19 protein-coding genes and 3 pseudogenes are annotated in these 15,382 nt (G+C 70.1%); 11 read left to right on the top strand and 11 right to left on the bottom strand.

Annotated elements, in window-relative coordinates; all coding sequences use genetic code 11:
- The first annotated feature begins 97 nt into the window (after positions 1-97).
- On the top strand, positions 98-661 hold the full coding sequence (locus IO30_RS0104110; protein ID WP_031139331.1) for a dihydrofolate reductase family protein: 564 nt from the start codon (positions 98-100) through the stop codon (positions 659-661).
- 117 nt (positions 662-778) lie between these two features.
- Here IO30_RS0104110 and IO30_RS0104105 read toward each other — a convergent pair whose 3' ends face one another.
- Entirely contained in the window at positions 779-1,129 is a 351-nt protein-coding gene (locus IO30_RS0104105) for a putative quinol monooxygenase (RefSeq protein WP_051859328.1), read from the bottom strand.
- Positions 1,130-1,188: 59 nt separating this feature from the next.
- On the opposite strand from IO30_RS0104105, the gene IO30_RS0104100 reads away from it, so the two are divergent.
- Positions 1,189-1,560 carry a MerR family transcriptional regulator gene (locus tag IO30_RS0104100; RefSeq protein WP_031139327.1) on the top strand — a complete coding sequence of 124 codons (372 nt, stop codon included), beginning with the start codon at positions 1,189-1,191 and terminating at the stop codon, positions 1,558-1,560.
- Positions 1,561-1,700: 140 nt separating this feature from the next.
- Here IO30_RS0104100 and IO30_RS0104095 read toward each other — a convergent pair whose 3' ends face one another.
- From IO30_RS0104095 to IO30_RS0104070, 6 genes are all read right to left on the bottom strand, one after another.
- Positions 1,701-2,135 carry a YdeI/OmpD-associated family protein gene (locus tag IO30_RS0104095; RefSeq protein WP_031139325.1) on the bottom strand — a complete coding sequence of 145 codons (435 nt, stop codon included), beginning with the start codon at positions 2,133-2,135 and terminating at the stop codon, positions 1,701-1,703.
- A gap of 64 nt (positions 2,136-2,199) precedes the next feature.
- Complete coding sequence (locus IO30_RS0104090; RefSeq protein ID WP_031139323.1) at positions 2,200-2,613, bottom strand: VOC family protein; 414 nt, start codon at positions 2,611-2,613, stop codon at positions 2,200-2,202.
- Between the two features lie 76 nt (positions 2,614-2,689).
- Positions 2,690-3,355, bottom strand: a complete 666-nt coding sequence (locus IO30_RS0104085; protein ID WP_031139320.1) for a VOC family protein — start codon at positions 3,353-3,355, stop codon at positions 2,690-2,692.
- Positions 3,355-3,888, bottom strand: coding sequence for a helix-turn-helix transcriptional regulator (locus IO30_RS0104080; RefSeq protein ID WP_031139318.1), 534 nt, complete (start codon positions 3,886-3,888; stop codon positions 3,355-3,357). Before IO30_RS0104080 ends, IO30_RS0104085 begins: the two co-directional genes overlap by 1 nt.
- 256 nt (positions 3,889-4,144) lie before the next feature.
- Positions 4,145-4,555: a VOC family protein gene (locus IO30_RS0104075; RefSeq protein WP_031139316.1), complete on the bottom strand. Its 411-nt coding sequence runs from the start codon at positions 4,553-4,555 to the stop codon at positions 4,145-4,147.
- A gap of 126 nt (positions 4,556-4,681) precedes the next feature.
- Entirely contained in the window at positions 4,682-5,050 is a 369-nt protein-coding gene (locus IO30_RS0104070; protein WP_157853073.1) for a hypothetical protein, read from the bottom strand.
- A 284-nt stretch (positions 5,051-5,334) separates the two neighbouring features.
- Between IO30_RS0104070 and IO30_RS0104065 the strand changes: the two genes are divergently transcribed.
- Together IO30_RS0104065 and IO30_RS0104060 are read left to right on the top strand one after the other, a co-directional pair.
- Positions 5,335-6,093: a MerR family transcriptional regulator gene (locus IO30_RS0104065; protein WP_031139312.1), complete on the top strand. Its 759-nt coding sequence runs from the start codon at positions 5,335-5,337 to the stop codon at positions 6,091-6,093.
- A 127-nt stretch (positions 6,094-6,220) separates the two neighbouring features.
- Positions 6,221-6,658: a DUF4259 domain-containing protein gene (locus IO30_RS0104060; protein ID WP_037892982.1), complete on the top strand. Its 438-nt coding sequence runs from the start codon at positions 6,221-6,223 to the stop codon at positions 6,656-6,658.
- A gap of 54 nt (positions 6,659-6,712) precedes the next feature.
- Here the strand turns inward: IO30_RS0104060 and IO30_RS0104055 are convergent, their stop codons facing one another.
- Positions 6,713-7,375, bottom strand: coding sequence for a hypothetical protein (locus tag IO30_RS0104055; protein WP_031139307.1), 663 nt, complete (start codon positions 7,373-7,375; stop codon positions 6,713-6,715).
- Positions 7,376-8,095: 720 nt separating this feature from the next.
- Between IO30_RS0104055 and IO30_RS0104050 the strand changes: the two genes are divergently transcribed.
- On the top strand, positions 8,096-8,359 hold the full coding sequence (locus IO30_RS0104050) for a hypothetical protein (protein WP_031139305.1): 264 nt from the start codon (positions 8,096-8,098) through the stop codon (positions 8,357-8,359).
- 362 nt (positions 8,360-8,721) lie between these two features.
- On the opposite strand, the gene IO30_RS0104045 is transcribed toward IO30_RS0104050, so the two are convergent.
- Positions 8,722-9,204, bottom strand: a complete 483-nt coding sequence (locus IO30_RS0104045; protein ID WP_051901858.1) for a hypothetical protein — start codon at positions 9,202-9,204, stop codon at positions 8,722-8,724.
- A gap of 33 nt (positions 9,205-9,237) precedes the next feature.
- On the opposite strand from IO30_RS0104045, the gene IO30_RS46285 reads away from it, so the two are divergent.
- The gene (locus IO30_RS46285; protein ID WP_031139301.1) at positions 9,238-9,675 is read left to right on the top strand and encodes a hypothetical protein; all 438 of its coding nucleotides are present in this window, start codon (positions 9,238-9,240) and stop codon (positions 9,673-9,675) included.
- Positions 9,676-9,806: 131 nt separating this feature from the next.
- On the opposite strand, the gene IO30_RS0104035 is transcribed toward IO30_RS46285, so the two are convergent.
- On the bottom strand, positions 9,807-10,856 hold the full coding sequence (locus IO30_RS0104035; RefSeq protein WP_051901856.1) for a terpene synthase family protein: 1,050 nt from the start codon (positions 10,854-10,856) through the stop codon (positions 9,807-9,809).
- Positions 10,850-11,398, bottom strand: coding sequence for an EF-hand domain-containing protein (locus IO30_RS0104030; RefSeq protein ID WP_031139297.1), 549 nt, complete (start codon positions 11,396-11,398; stop codon positions 10,850-10,852). The genes IO30_RS0104035 and IO30_RS0104030 overlap by 7 nt, the downstream gene beginning before the upstream one ends.
- Before the next feature lie 801 nt (positions 11,399-12,199).
- On the opposite strand from IO30_RS0104030, the pseudogene IO30_RS46700 reads away from it, so the two are divergent.
- The 5 genes and pseudogenes from IO30_RS46700 to IO30_RS47995 all read left to right on the top strand — a co-directional run.
- Positions 12,200-12,430: pseudogene (locus tag IO30_RS46700) on the top strand (IS630 family transposase); the annotation flags it as partial.
- A gap of 204 nt (positions 12,431-12,634) precedes the next feature.
- A complete protein-coding gene (locus tag IO30_RS0104025) occupies positions 12,635-13,186 on the top strand; it encodes a YceI family protein (RefSeq protein WP_031139295.1) in 552 nt (183 codons plus the stop codon).
- Between the two features lie 1,132 nt (positions 13,187-14,318).
- Positions 14,319-14,462 (top strand): annotated as a pseudogene (locus IO30_RS48000) (hypothetical protein); the annotation flags it as partial.
- Positions 14,463-14,513: 51 nt separating this feature from the next.
- A complete protein-coding gene (locus IO30_RS46695) occupies positions 14,514-14,678 on the top strand; it encodes a hypothetical protein (RefSeq protein WP_237403335.1) in 165 nt (54 codons plus the stop codon).
- A pseudogene (locus tag IO30_RS47995) lies at positions 14,675-15,013 on the top strand (DinB/UmuC family translesion DNA polymerase); the annotation flags it as partial. The gene IO30_RS46695 and the pseudogene IO30_RS47995, both read left to right, overlap by 4 nt.
- Positions 15,014-15,382: the final 369 nt, after the last annotated feature.

Below are 15,382 nucleotides of genomic sequence, written 5' to 3'. Positions count from 1 at the left end.
GGACAGAGGGGAGGATTCCGCGAGCAGTGATGCGTCCTGCGGTGAGGCGGCAGCTGGTGGTCGTAGTGTCGAATCCTGTTCCGGAGGAGGACTTCTGATGCGCAGCGTGAACTACTCGATGGGTCTCTCGCTCGACGGCTACATCGTCGGGCCGGACGGCCGCCTCGACTGGACGGAGCACGACGAGGAGCTCTTCGGCTTCGTCACCGACGAGATCCGAGAGGTCGACGTCTACCTGTTGGGGCGACGACTGTACGAGACGATGCTGTACTGGGAGACCGCCGACCAAGATCCCTCGCTCGACGACGCGAGGCTCGAGTGGGCCGCGATCTGGAAGGCGATCCCGAAGGTGGTGTTCTCCACCACGCTGTCGGCGGTTGAGGGCAATGCCCGGCTGCTCTCCGGCGGCCTGGCGGAAGAGATCGAGCGGTTGCGGGCCGAGCCGGGGGAGGGCGTCATCGCGATCGGCGGCGCGACCCTCGCTGCCCAGGCGGTGGCGTCGGGTCTGATCGACGAGTACCGGACCAGGGTCTACCCGGTGCTGGTCGGCGGAGGCATTCCGTTCTTTCCCCGGCACGAGCACCGGGTGGATCTCGAATACGTCGAGACCCGCAGTTTCAGCTCAGGAGTCGTCTACCTCCGCCACCGAGTGGTGCGCTAGGTGGGCGCCGGGCAACTGCCCAGCAGAATGCGGTTTTGGCGCGGCCCTCGCCGGTAGGCGCGTATCGCTGGAAGTACTGCAGAACGGCGGGCGGGCCGACACCTGTGAAGTGGCAGGTCAGTAGGCCTGCTCTCCGCCGCAGGCGGGTGCCGGGTCTGCCGCGGGATACGGGCTGAGCATGGTGTCGAAGTAGCCTTCCGGGGCTGCCTCCAGGAAGGTCGACAGGTTTTCCAGGAAGGCGCGCAGCGGAGGCGTCGCATTGTGCCGGTCGAGGTCTTCCTGTGAGCGCCAGACCTCGTACAGGAAGAAGCGGCCGTCCTCGTGCTCGTGGAGGTGGTACTGCAGGTTGCCGGGCTCTTGCCGGGTGGGTTCCACGAAGGAGGAGAGGATGCGCCGGACCTCGTCCGCGCGCTCCGGCCTGGGGCGAAGGAAACCGTAGAGGGCAATGGGGTGAACGGTGTTGGTCATGGCCCTCACGCTAAAGTCTCACATCAATGTGAGATTCAAGGGTTTGTGAGGGGCGCCACATGAAGATCGGCGAGCTCGCCGCAGCGACGGGCACATCCGTCCGGCTCCTGCGCTACTACGAGGAGCAGGGCCTCCTGGCGTCCTACCGACTCGACAGCGGGCACCGCCGCTACGACGACACTGCCCCCGGCGCGGTCCACCGCATTCGCGCCCTGCTGGACGCCGGCCTCCCGACCCGTGTCATCCGCGATCTCCTGCCGTGCATCCGCCAGGACGGTACGGTCGCCGCATGCAAGCTGGAGACCCTCCAGGAGCACCTCCAGGGTCTGGACGACCGGATCTCGGCGCTTTCGGAAACCCGCACCTCACTGGCCGGGCTCATCGCCGCCACCCAGACCGCCACCCAGACCCACGCGACGGCACCCGCGTAGGCCCGCCACCGCCACCCTCACCCGCACCCCCACCGCGCGTCCGCGATCGTCGCCGACCCCGCCTCGTGCGGACAAGGAGACAGGGGGGGCCGACCTTCGCGCGGCGATTGCAGGGCCGACGGAGTCTTTGCTTTCGGGGGTCAGCCCCGCAGGGTGGCGATGGCCTTCTCGATGCGCCGTAGGCGCGTCTCGGGCCTCTTCGCGCTCTCGATGGCGCGCACGTGCTCGTGCTTGCGGCTGTAGGCAAGGCGGTCGTACGCAGCGCGGGCCACCGGGTCGCCGTCCAGGGCCCGGGCGAAGTCCGGGGGCTCGACGATGACGCGCGGCTCGGTGTCGAGCTCCAGCGAGACCTCGACCTCCTCGCCGATCGTGACCCCCGCGGCCTGCCGGTTGGCGTTGCTGAGGCCGAGAAGGTGGCGGCCTCGCATGATGGCGACCCGGCTCTTCCAGGAATGCCCGTTGACCGTGACCGTCACTGGCGGCCGCGCACCCCCGCCGAGCGCTGCTACCACCTCGGGCGGAACTTCCAGGCCCCGCATGGGCTCGGGTGGCTCGACGTGGGCCCAGAACTTCATGATCTTCCTCCTGTTGTTCTGCCGGCTGACTCACCGATGACGGCTGTGAGGTCCGAGACCGCGGCTACTCGGCGTAGGGCTGGTCGGTTCCCATGGCGCTGTAACCGAGACTCCAGACATAGCCGTCCGGGTCGGCGAAGGTGCCGCCGTACCCGCCCCACGGCAGGGCGCCGGCGGGCTTGAGGATCGTGGCACCGGCCTTCCGGGCCTCCGCCATGATCTCCTCGACCCGTGCCTCGCTGCGGACGACGTAGGTCAGAACGAGCCCACTGAAGCCGCTGCCTTCCGGGTCCGTGCCCACCTGCTCGGCCAGACCCTCGCGAGCGTAGAAGCCGACCGGCGAGGCGCCGTCCGAGTCGAAGAACACCGAGATGCCGTAGTCGTTCTGGATCTTCCAGCCGAGACCTTCGGTGTAGAACTGCTTGGCCCGGTCCATGTCGCGGACACCGAGGAGGATCGAGCTGACGTGTGCCTTCATGGCTTGCTCCTTGCACTGCGGATGGATGGCTGGATGGCGTGTGTTCGCCGGTCGACCGGTACGTCAGGGCGGGGAGTCAGGACGCCGCGGGGGCGGTCGGCGCGGCCGCCTCCCAGGCGAAACCGTCCGGGTCGGTGAAGGCGTCAGTCGTGCTGCCGATGACGATGCGGTGCGAGCCGGTGCCGTCGACGGGGACGCCCAGGTCCTTGGCCAGGGCACGGCGCTTGTACAGCGCCAGCTTGACGGGGCTGTCCTGACCCGGGGTGAACTCGGCGTACTTGCCGCCGAAGCTCTTGGCCACGGTCAGGCCTTGGCCGACGTAGAACTGCTTGGTGGCCTTCACGTCCTCGACGCCGATCAGCAGGACGACCTCGTCGATCTCGCGGGTTGCGGGGCCGGTGTCCTTCCTCGCCGAGGTTGCGATCTTCCAGATCGTCCCGTCCGGGGCCTGGACGACGCCGCCGTAGCCCCACAGCGACTTTGCGGCGGGCTTCAGCACCGTGGCGCCGGCCTTCACGGCGGCGCCGACGAAGCCGTCGACGGTGGCCGGCCCCGCCACCGTGAGCGCCAGGGTGAAGCCGCGGAACCCGGTGGAGTGCGCCTTGGACGCCCGCAGGCGTACGTACGTGTCCACGCCGAAGGCGCTGTAGAAGAGGCGGGCGGCCTCAAGGTCGGCCACCTCAAGGGTGACGGACGCGAGGGACGTGCTGGCTGCGGTGGAAGCGGTGGTTGCCATGACCATCACGCTACGGTCTGCGCGGCGGCCGGGGCTTCTCGATTCCTGACCGGTCTGGAGACCTGCTTCGCCACGCATGCCGGCATCCCCTCCACCTTGATCGCCGACCCCGCTGCGCGGGCCGCACCCGCACCTGCTCCCGCAGCACCGCCATGGTCGGCCGCGGCGTCCGCTGCCCGGCGCCGGAAGGCCCCGGGCGGCATGCCGACCAGCTCGGTGAAGCGGGTGGTGAACGTTCCCAGCGACGCGCAGCCGACCGCGAAGCAGACCTCGGTGACGCTGAGGTCGCCCCGCCGCAACAGCGCCGTCGCCCGCTCGATGCGACGCGTCATCAGATACGCGTACGGTGACTCGCCGTAGGCGGCCCGGAACTGCCGACTCAGGTGCCCGGCGGACATGTTCACATCGCGCGCGAGCGCCTCCACGTTCAGGGGCTGCGCGTACTCCCTGTCGATCCGGTCGCGGACGCGGCGCAGCCGCGCGAGATCATCCAGACGCTGCGCCTGCACGCGCGCACGCCGCCATTCGGGCTTGCACATGAGGACCCTCCCCGTCGTCTTTCGTGTTCCGTTTCCATCGACGCCTCCGAGCGTCCGGGGTGCCGCCCTGGCAGGTGCCCCGGACGCATCGGTCATGCGGCCCGGCCCGGCCCTGCCCGGCCTGCCGGACGCGACCAGCCGCCGGCCGGCCACTGCCGGACAGCAGCGGGACGGAGTCCGGGCTCGTCCCCGGTTCGACGAGGCCTTGGCGGTGGTGGCGATGCCTGCCGCACCGCCGCGTCGTCACGCGCACAGCTCAGCGCAGCTCCTGGATGCGGATCAGGTTGCCCGCGGGGTCGCGGAACGCGCAGTCGCGGACGCCGTACGGCTGCTCGGTCGGCTCCTGGACGACCTCGGTGTCACCGGCCTGCACCTTCTCGAACGTGGCGTTGAGATCCGGGGTGGCCAGCAGGATCCAGCCGTACGTGCCCTTGGCCATCATCTCGGTGATCGTGCGGCGCTCGTCCTCGGTGATGCCGGGATCGGCGGCGGGCGGCGCCAGAAGGATCGACGTGCCCGGCTGGCCGGCCGGGCCGACCGTGATCCAGCGCATCTTGCCCTGCCCGACATCGCTGCGCACCTCGAAGCCGAGGACGTCGCGGTAGAAGGCGAGCGACGCGTCCGGGTCGTCGTGCGGAAGGGAAGTCGTGTGAATGGTGATGTCCATGGTGAGCAGGCTAGAGGCGGCTCCTGAACCGCGCTTCTCGATTCCTGATCGATCCGCAGCCGCCCGGATGTGCACGGGCATGTCACACGGAGCCCACTCGCTTGCGCGCCGGGGCCCGCGGCAGCATCAGGTACTGAGATCGCCACGTTCGGCTTGAGCCCGACGGACGTCGTCCAGGTGCCGCGCCTGCCGCCGCGTGAGCAACTCGTCGACCGGTTCGAGCACGCGGTCCCATGCGCGTTCCGCTTCCGCCGAGTCGACGGGGGTGCGCGCGTAGTCCTGAGCTGCGGTGATGGCCCGGTCATAGAGGGCGAGGTCTTCTGGAAGTGCGGTCGAGCGCTCGCGCCGGAACCACTTGATCAGCCACGGTACGTCCCGGGACCAGTTCGGGTTCGCCAATGATCGCGCCCGCAGATATCCCAGTTGGTCCCACCACCGGCGACTGTGCCACTTTCGCGAGTTCGCCGGCGGCAGGCCGCGAGGCAGTTCCTTCATGGTGGCATTTTGCCTGGTGGGGGTGTCATCGGGCGACGGATCATCCCCTGAGCCTCGGTCGCCTGCCCTCGTCCATCCCCGGGGGGGAGAGAGAGAAGCCACCTTCCGACTGGATGTTCACGAGTCCGGCAGTGGGCGGAGGCTGCTCCGCCTGGGGCGTGGACCGTGCACGTTCGATCGCGAGGATCCTGGGTCGTGGGGTTGCAGTTGCCGTTGCGGCAGCTCCTACCGTCGTGACCAGGGCCGGAGAAACCGGCCCGGCGAACGCACGTGCAGGAGTCGCGATGGACTGGCCGATCGAGGACGTGGCCCGGATGTCGGGCGTTACCGCCCGGACGCTGCGCCACTACGACGAGACGGGCCTGCTGCCGCCGGCCCGGATCGGCGCCCATGGGCGCCGCTACTACGAGGAGCGCCAGCTCCTGCGGCTTCAGCAGATCCTCGTACTGCGGGGGCTGGGCGTCGGGCTGCCGGAGATCGGCCGGATCCTGTCGGAACAGGTCGACGAGGTGGATGCCCTGCGGGGCCACCACCAGCGCCTCCTCGCGGAACGGGACCGCCTCGACACACTGGCCGGCACCGTCTCCCGCACGATCGCCGAACTGGAGCAGTCCAGGAAGGACGGCAACCCCATGACCATCAACCGGCCGGAAAACCTCTTCGAGGGCGTGACACCCTTGCACTACGAGGACAACATGCGCGACTTCCCCGAACTCGCCGAAGAGGTCGCACGACGCGCCGGCGCGATGAGCCAGGCCGACGCCGACGCCGCGCACCGTGAGCGCACCGCGCAGATGGTCCGGCTGGCTGAACTCATGGCCGCAGGCCACCCGGCCGACGCCGACCCGGTCCAGGCCGAAATCGACGCCCAGTACCGGGCACTGGCCGAACTGCGCGCCGTCTCCGCCGAGGACTACCGGGCCATCGGGCGGTCCGTCGTCGACAACGAGACGTGGCGCGCGGCATACGAGGCCATCGTCTCTGGGCTGGCCGCGTACCAGCGCGACGCCATCGAGGCGTACGCGACCACCCGGCTGAACTGAGGTACGACGCAGCCGCCATCGGGGGAGAGGCGCGATGGCGGCTGCGTCGCGGTGGGTACTGCTCGCCTCCTGACCCCATTGTCAGAGGCCGGTGCGACGATTCCCGGACTGGCACGCGAGGAGAGACATGGGCACCTGGGACATCGGCCCCTTCGACAACGACACCGCCGCCGACTTCGGGGGTGACCTGGACGACGTGTCCTTGGAAGAACGCGAATCCATGATCCGCGGCGTGCTCGGACGTGCCGCCGACCCTGCGGACCACCTGGACACCTCCGACGGCGAGCGCGCAGTGGCGGCGGCTGCCCTGGTTGTCGCACAGCATCCCGACGGTGAGCCGGCGTGTTCGATCTACGGCCCGTCGGAGCCGCTGCCGCAGCTGCCCGCGGACCTCCGTACGCTCGCCGTCGACGCCCTGGACCGGGTGGCCTCCGAGCTGTCCGAACTGGCCGAGCTGTGGGGCGAAGCGGTGGACGGTCCGAAGTGGCGCAAGGACATCACCCGCCTCCGCGATGTCCTCGACCCTCCGATCCCGCCCCAAGAGCAAGCCCCGTTCGACATCTGACCGGTCATCCACAGTCACGGGCGGCCACAGAAGGCATGCGCTGTTCGTTCGCGTCTAGAAGGCCGGGCGGTCGAACCAGAACGATTCCTCGGGCAGGCCTTCGTAGACGTGGGCCCGCAGTGCCGTGGGGGTGCCGAAGGCATCGGCTTCGCCGCGGTAGACGGCGACCAGGGAGTGCGGCCCCCGCCACCAGGTGTCGGCCAGGCCTCCTACGCACTGCACCGGCTCGAGGCCGTGGAGGTCGAGGTCTTCCACGGCGGTTCCCCACACCGTGGTGACCCGGGTGGCCCAGAGCCGGGCGTGATGAGCCAGAGCCAGCGACTCGACCCACCCTTCGATACTGCTGTGCAGCGGGACCCTGCGCACGCCTCGCAGCCCGAACTCCCCGTGCGGGCCTATCAGGAAGCCGAACGCGACGGAGGTGCGCTGGTCACCGGCCGGGAACCACCAGCCCTGCTCGGCCGAGCCCTCGGGAACGTCCACGCTGAGGACGAGGGGTCCGCCTTCGTAGAAGGGGGCCGGCGGCAGCACGAGTCCGCCCCACCGTGCCTCGTGCTGCGCCGCCCGGTCGATGACCTCCGCGGGCACGCCCTGGCTCAGCCATTGCGCCCGGTACGGTTCCACGTCCCGGCGCTGTGTCCGGATCGCGTGAGCGGTGAGGTAGCGGGCGGACAACTCGCTCAGCCCTCGGGGCACGTCATGGCTCAGGTCGCTCACAGCCGCAGCGTAGCGCGGTCCCCTCCGGTGCCGGGCGGCGCTGCCCCGCACCGGAGGGAGGCGGCCGCGCCCAGGCCAGGGTCGCCGGGACGGGCGGCTACCGCCACATCCAGATGCCGGCAAGGCTGCTTGAGGGACCTCTGGTCAGCGGGGCGACCCGAACCGCAATCCGGCATCCCGCCTGGCGCCTCCGGCCCGAGGTTTGCCCATCAAGGGGGAACGACGCCGCGGAGGCGCACGAATGAGCAGCCAGTTCTCAGCTTGTGGTGCGCCTGCGGTGCACCTGCGGTACGCCGGTGATCCCGCCACCGCCCACCCCGCCGAGGCGTCCGATCCGGCGGCAGCGGCTCGATGCGTGCCGACTGGGCGTCAGTCGCCTCGTCGTCGGCAAGGGCATCGGCTTTTTCCTTGGCGCGTACTTGGCCGCCCGCTCACCAAGGCGGAACTCAACCCCGACCTGGCCTGGGCCGACGTCCTGGGCCTCGCCGTCCCGGCAGGCGGTCGGCGAACATGTCAAGGCAGCCGTCCTGATCGCCTCCGTCACCGCCGCGGTGTTGGCAGCCACGCTGCTGCGCTGCCGCAAGGCCCCCTCCTAGCGCCTCGACAAGCAAGAGACCGTCGACGCGGACGCTGAAGGCATCCCCGACATCCACCAGCGCGGAGAGGTAGAACAGACCACAACCACCACCACCCGGCACATCTGACCGCACCGGAGGCACCATGGCGATCACCCTGCTCCTCATCGCCATGGTGGTGGCTGCCCTCGTGGTCAGGACGGCAGTCGCCGAGATCCGCCGACCCGGCAGTGGACGGAGCCGGTGGAAGTTCCTCACCAACCCCCGGGCCCTCGCCACCGGAGGCCTCACCGCTCTGCTGCTCGGTCTTCTCGGCTGGGTAACCGCCGGACCCGTCGCGGCCGCCTGGGCCGTGCTCGCCGGCGCGCTCGTCGCCTACGTGGCCGGTGGTGGCGAGCGGGACGACTGACGGAAGCTGCCACGCCTGGCCGTTTTGGGTGGCCCGGTATGCGCGATGGCGTCTGCCGGACGGGGGTGGGTCCCGTGTGCCGAGCCCGTCCGCCGTGCTCACGCTGGCTTCCCAATGGAGAAGCCATTACGCCTCGGGCGTCAGCTGCGGGAAGCAGACTCGTTCTTCAGGTGTATGCGGTCGTTGTGCGGGGCTGGGTCGGCTGCTGGCGGCGGGTAGCAGTGTTGAGGCCGAGGGCGAGGGCGAGGGCGAGGGCGAGGGCGGCGCCGTTGGAACCGGGTTCGGCGATGGACCCTGACCCGGGTACGGCAACGGGCCGCAGGGACGACTCCGTGCGGCCCGTTGCCGACTGCTCTGGAGGTTCACCGGCTGAGGTGGGCGGACTGCCCCCAGGCGAACTCGAGGTCGTCCAACAAGAAGGCGTCCTCCTCCGCGTCGCCCCACTTGGCACGCATCAGGAACGGGGCACTCTCCATCCGCTCAACGATGATCAGACTCTCGGGCTGGCCGACCAAGAAGTACCGGCCGTAACCGGCGGCGGGAGGACTGCCCGGCCCGTACTCGCGCACCACCTGCTCCAGGCGCTCACGGTGCTGTTCGGCGAACGCCTCCAGGTGTTGCACGTAGCCGTCCCGCTCGTCCTCGCGTACGGCGCTGAGGGCCACGAGCGCGATCTCCTCCGACGCATCGGGGACCAGGAAGTGGCCTGGCTCGGTCAAGGCCCACGTGCATCGCCGCGCCGCAGCCAGGACCGCCTGCACATCTGGCGTCGGCACTGATTCCCGTACCGGAGCCTCCTGCGTGCGCAGCCCCTGGCCGTACGCGTCCAGATCCTGCTGGTTCATGCCTGCGCTGTACCTTCTCTTGCTTCCCGGGCGGTGGTTGATGACGTCCATCACGCCCACCTCATTCCGACCTTAGACGGCCAGGAACAGTCGTGCCGCCGCCGCCCGCACCGCCTGGAGCGGGCCGGCGTTCCCGGGCAGGACATCGGCTGTCTGGCGCTCGGGGACGGCCTGTTGCCGCCGACCGCCGGCTTCCTCGAAGCGGACCCTGAGTGCCTGATCGACTGTATTCCCCACACCGCGAGACCGGCGAAGGTCTCGCAGGCACTGTCGCTAAACGCCGTGTTCGGCGGCGCCAACGCGGCGCTTGTCCTGGCCGCCCGAGGGAAGCTACCCGAGGTCGTGGGGTTCGCGATCTCACGCTTTGGCCCGCTGGTGCACGCGGTGTCGACACAATGTCTGGAACCGCACCTCCACGGCTGCCGTCGCAGCCACCCCGGCGGTGGCGTTGGCGACGCCGACTGGCGGTGACGTGGGCGGCGCGGCAGCGTTCGCGGCTCAGGTCAGGACAGGGTGACGTTCTTCTGCGCGGGTCATGATGGAACGCGTAGAACTCGCCCCTGACGCTTCCGCATGCGTTCTCCTCCCGGCCGCACGGGATGTCAGGCCTGCTGACCTGAAGTGCCGCACGAGCATGGTTCTTCCCCGCAGTGCGGGGTCCCGTTGCCGTGTGGTGCTGCGCGGTAGCGGCCGGCTTCGGTCATCCATTCCAGGTTGGCGTGGGGCACGAGCAGGTAGGCGCAGGCTACTTTGCTGGCGGCGCGGGCCGTGCCGGGAGCCAAGGCAAGCCGGGAGAAGAGAGGAGACAGGGCTCGGGATGCCAGGTGCAGGTCGTGCATCCGCTCGCCGGTCCGGCGGATGACCCAGTCGATGGCCTCGGCGCGCGACAGCCCGAGTTCGTGCTCGGCGACCAGGACATGGTTGGTGAGGCTGCCGCCCCGCTGTTCCCTGGCCAGCGAGACGAGGTCGTTGCACCAGGCGGCGGCGTCGTTGGCCGCATCCGCGACTTCGGTCCAGGCCGGCGCGGTCGCCAGGGCGTGGGGAAGCTCGGTGCCCAGGATGGCCTCGCCGACCTCGTAGATGAACGTGGCGAACGTGGCCCGGCGGTGGGCCGGATATGCGGCGAGCGAGGTGGGACGGCCGGCCCGCCGCGTGTCGAGCTCCCAGAGGGTGGCCCTGCGGTTGCTCTCCAGACCAACGCGAAACCGGCGGCGCCAGTCTGGGCTCATCGGCGGCGCCGTGGCCCGCCAGAGCTCGTTGAAGGCCTTCACGAGGGATGCGCTGGAGGCAGGCTCTGCGTCGTCCTCGGTGATGCGGATGAAGCTGTTGAAGGTGTCGTCCACCTCGCGGGCATGCGCGGGGCGGGCCCGCTCGTCCCAGTGGTCGTCGAGCAGGCCGATCCAGGTGCACCAGCGGGTGAGCAGGGCCAACTGTGCGAAGCTCAGCTCGCTGAACATCCGGCCGGCCAGGCGGTGGCCGCCGATGCCACGAAGGCGGTGTTCGCCTGCGTCATCGGCGGTCAGGCCCACTTCCCGTGCCCAGGCGCGCGCCAGCCGACCGGCTCGCTCGGTGTCCGGGTGCAGGCGGCAGGTCCCGCGCAGTGCGGGGACCTGCGCGACCAGCGCCGCCTGGGGGCTCGTGGAGGTCAGCAAGGCTCGCCGAAGAGGAAGTTGCCGACGGCGTCGGGGTCGGCGGAGGTGTAGTACTCCCGGGTCGCGGTCAGCAGCTCGGCCACCGTGAGCTGTCCGTCGCCGTCTCCGTCGAGCTTGGCGAACGCGGTGGCACAGTGTGCCTCGGAGCGGCCGAAGGCATCCTGGAACACTTTGAATTCCTGCTGGTCGATCTGGCCGTCACCGTCCAGATCGAGGGCCGTCACCACCGCGCGCGCGGCCGGCTCGAAGAGGGCGTCGAACCGGTCGCCGTCCACGAAGTTCACGATCATGGAGCGCTCGAATTCGCCCCGGGAGAGCCGGCCGTCCTTGTTCTCATCGGCCACGGCCAGCAGACCGTCCCAGAAGGTGTCGAAGGAGTCCAGCACCGCGCGTCCCCGTTCCGAGGCGGGTGAGACGCCCAGACCCGTGAGGAGCCGGGCTCCGAGGCCCTGCATGTCCTCGAGGGCGGCATAGCCGCTGTTGGTCACATCGATGTGCTGGAAAGAGTTGTTGATCTTACGAACCTGCAGATCGGTGGCCATGCGCTGCTCCTGTCGAAGGGACGAAGATCGTCCTCAAGGTCATCCACCAAAAGAACGACCGCCCCCAGCACCCCGTTACGGGGCCCCTCAGTTGACGTCGGGTGGTCAGGCATGGTGAGGCCGTTCTGTGAAGCACCGCCGAGGCGCCCGCGACGACGCTGGATGTGCCACAGGCCGCGAGGGCTCGGCCCTGCTGGTCAGGCACTGGACCCGCTCAACCTCCGGCGGACCGGTAGACAGTCCCCTGGACCTGACCGGTCGTGATGGTGGGGCGGTCCGCCCGGACGAACTCAGGAGCGACGGCGACGAGCAGGCGGCCGGGCCCTTCCTGTGCGGGTCGGAGGCTCCCCGTCGGCGACCTGAGGGGTTCACGGCGCCCCTTGCAGGTTCCGGTCATCTCGGTGACGGGCCCGGTCCTCCTGGCGGCCGGCGGCGGTTGGTGTCTGGACAGCCGCGGCGGCGTCGGCCCGTCGACTGTGGCGGCGATGTTGATGACCCTATTCATGCCGACTGCGACGAGGCCGATGGGGAAAGGACACAACGCCGGGGGTCGTCCGGCCCCAGCCGGGTGCGCCCATGCGCCTGCGGGTGCGCCTGGTGCGGATGGTGTGCGGGTCGGCGTATGGGGGCCAGGCCCCCCGGCCCGGGAGCCGGTGTCGGAGGGTGCCTCGTCCGGTGCACGGCGGCGCTGCGCCTTCAGCCGCGACCGGGCAGGACAGCGAGAGGCAAGAGCCGGGCGAGGGGAAGTACTGGCGGGATGGACGGTGGGCTGCGCCATTACCTGTACCGGAATCCAGACCTCCGACCAGCGCGTCCTGGCTGAACCTGGTCGAGCGCTGGTTCGCCGAGCTCACCCAGAAGAAACTCAGGCGGGGGATCCACCGCTCCGTCCGGGCCCTCGAGCGTGACATCCGGGCCTGGCGGAGCGACTGGAACAACCAGCCCAGGCCCTTCGTCTGGACGAAGACCGCCGACGAGATCCTCGAAAAGGTCGCCGCCTGCTGCCACCGAATCTCTGACTCAGGTCACTAGGGAGCCACTGGTGCCCAGGAGGCGCATGCCCGGGTGTTGGCGCAGTGCCCCCGTACGCGCCGATGCTCCGAGGTCGCTGGTCGGAGTGCACTTTGCCGCCGTGCCGTGCGTCCGGCCGGGACGGGAACCGCTTTCGCCCTAGCGTGGGCCGGACCGATCCCGGCATACCGCCGCCGGGATCCCGGGCCCCGGAGGCACCCCACCATGACCGCCGAACTCACTGCGCTCACCGGCGACTACGTCCTTGACCCCACTCACACCCGGATCGGCTTCGTCGCCCGCCACGCCATGGTGACCAAGGTCCGCGGCGCGTTTCACCAGTTCGAGGGCACCGCCCATCTGGACGGGGCCACTCCGGCCCAGTCCACCGCCCAGGTGGTGATCAAGACCGAGAGCATCGATACCGGCGTCGAACAGCGGGACCAGCACCTGCGCACCAACGACTTCCTGGACGCCCCCAACTTCCCCGACATCACCTTTCGCAGCACTTCGGTCGAGCCTCAGTCCGACACCGAATACCGCGTCACCGGTGACCTGACGATCAAGGACACCACCCGCCCGGTCACCATCGACTTCGAGTACACCGGCAATGCTGTAGACCCCTACGGCAACCTGCGGGTTGGCCTGGAAGGATCGGTGGCCATCTCCCGCAAGGAGTTCGGCGTGACATGGAACGCGGCCCTGGAAGGCGGCGGCGTGCTCGTCGGCGACAAGGTCGTCCTGGAGTTCGACATCTCCGCGATCAAGCAGGGCTAGCAGTGCCCGACCTCCTGACCTGGGCCGGAGTGACTACTGACAGATCGCGGGGCTCATCCCCAGGCGGGAGCGACGCCCAGCGCCGCGCCGAAGGCCCGAAGCGTTGCGTGGTCCGATTCACAAGGGCCGTCCTCTCGGCTGGCCGACCGGGGGCACGCTCTCACCTGCTCGGACGAACTCGACGCACGGCTGCTCTGCTGGGAGCGGGCGGGGCTGCCGTGCATCGGCGACGCCGCCCATCCCACGGCGCCAGTCTTGGGCATCGGCATCACCAGGTCGGGCACGTGATCTGAGCCGGTTGCGGACCCCCGCTCTTTCCAGATGGCTGCCCGGAATGCTGCACTCACCTGGGGGAGTCGGGGCTCGACGACCAGACGGTGCGCCCCGTCCGTGGCCGTACGGCGGCGGAGCGGGCCACCGAGGAGATTCCCCAGCAGCCCGTCCCGCGCATGGAGTCCGGCTCCGGCCGATGCCGCCGTTCCCGCCGACCGGCAGCAGGCGGTAGGCGGCACCATCAGGGGGCAGCCGCTCTCGGTGCGCCTGCGCCTGCCCGTGACCGCGGCCGCCGGGGCAGGCGGCGAAGACTCAACGAGAGGGCCGGCAGACCCAGTCCGAGAGACCGGCCGCGCATGGTGCACCGGCCGGCAACTGGTACGCCCGACATGTGCTCGCCCGGATCCTGCCCGAGACGGCAGGCCGCACGTCCCGGCGGCCCTGTTGCAGGCCCACTCCCGCGATCTGGGTGACGACCAGGACTCTCTCGACGACGCTCCATGTACTCGCGCAGGAGTACCCGGCCGCCGAGCACAGAATCCTCCTGCCGTGCGCCGTCGGCAACGATGAGCCTGCGCAGGGCGGCGCTCCGCCTGCTCGGCTTCGTCCCCGCACCCGCTGACCTCGACCTGCTTGCCCACGCTGCGCAGGACTCGGACGAAGCGATCCGCAGCGTGGTCGCAGGCACACTCGGCAGTCATGGGACAGAGCGGGTGGCCATCGACCCGCGCCGCCGACCTCAAGAACCGCGGCTACACCAGCCTTGGAAGCCCGGGATGACCGCCACGAGTGAACGCGGCATCCCCACGCCCACTTCCACCTCCCCAGCAGCACCGAACCGGACCAGTACGAAGACCTCCTGGCCCTGGCCGAGGACATCACCCCGCTCGTACGTGCGCTCCCGCCGGACGCCGCGCACCTCGACATCACCGGCTCGCTCCACTCCTCACAGCGGGACGCCGAAGGCATCGCCGAGCTCCTGCGGCTGCGTGCACTCGCCCGGTACGGGGTAGAAACGACGTGCGCAGTCGCACCGAACCGGATGCTGGCCACGATGACAGCCGCCGCCACCTCGCCCGGCATCACCACCGTGATCGGACAGACCGACATCGACCGGTGGCTGTGGCCGCGCCCCGTCGCAGCCCTCTACGGAGGCGGCCCCGCGACCGCCGCCAAGCTGCGCACCCTTCGGCCTGCACACGATCGGCGACATCGCTGATACCCCCATGGCCACCCTGGTCCGGTTCTTCGGAGCCGCTGCCGGCCGCGCGCTTCCCGAACACGCCGAGGACAAGCCCCCCCCGCACGGTTCAGACCGGGCCGACCACAAAGTCGCTGGCCGCCGACCGGGCCTTCGAGCACGACGTCCGCGACCCGGGCCAACACGGGCGGGCCGTACTCGACCGGGCCGAGGAAGCCGCCGCCCGCCCGCGCAACGGACAGCAGGCCGCCGGCGGACTGTTCCTGTCTGTCCGCTACGCCGACCGAACGAGCAGCACACGAAGCCGGACCCTTCCCGCAGCCACGGCCCGGACCCGGCAGCTCACCGCCACCCCGTACGAGCTCTACGACCTGCTCGGCCTCCAGCGGGCCCGGGTCCGCGGCACCAGCCTGCGTCCCGCAGGACCTCCGCCCCGCGGCCCAAGCTCCCGAACAGCTCACCCTCGAGCCGACGACGACCACTCGCGTGCCGTCCAAGCGGTCACCGACCGCGCCCGAGCCCGTTATGGCCCGGCACACTCCGGCCCGCCACTCTCGCATCCAGGCGCATTCGCCGAGCGTGACTGCAACCTGTCGCGCTGTCAGTATCGCGCCGTACCGGGGACGGCCACGGCGCGCGGGCCCTGGACATGCCCTGCCGTATCTGCGGTCACGACCTCCAGGGCGGGCACGGTTTGTCCGTACCGGGCTTCCGGGCTCCAC

Source organism: Streptomyces xanthophaeus (genome assembly GCF_000725805.1).
Classification (GTDB): domain Bacteria; phylum Actinomycetota; class Actinomycetes; order Streptomycetales; family Streptomycetaceae; genus Streptomyces; species Streptomyces xanthophaeus.
Note: the sequence above shows the minus strand (reverse complement) of the source record. Positions and strands in the feature narration are given on the sequence as shown.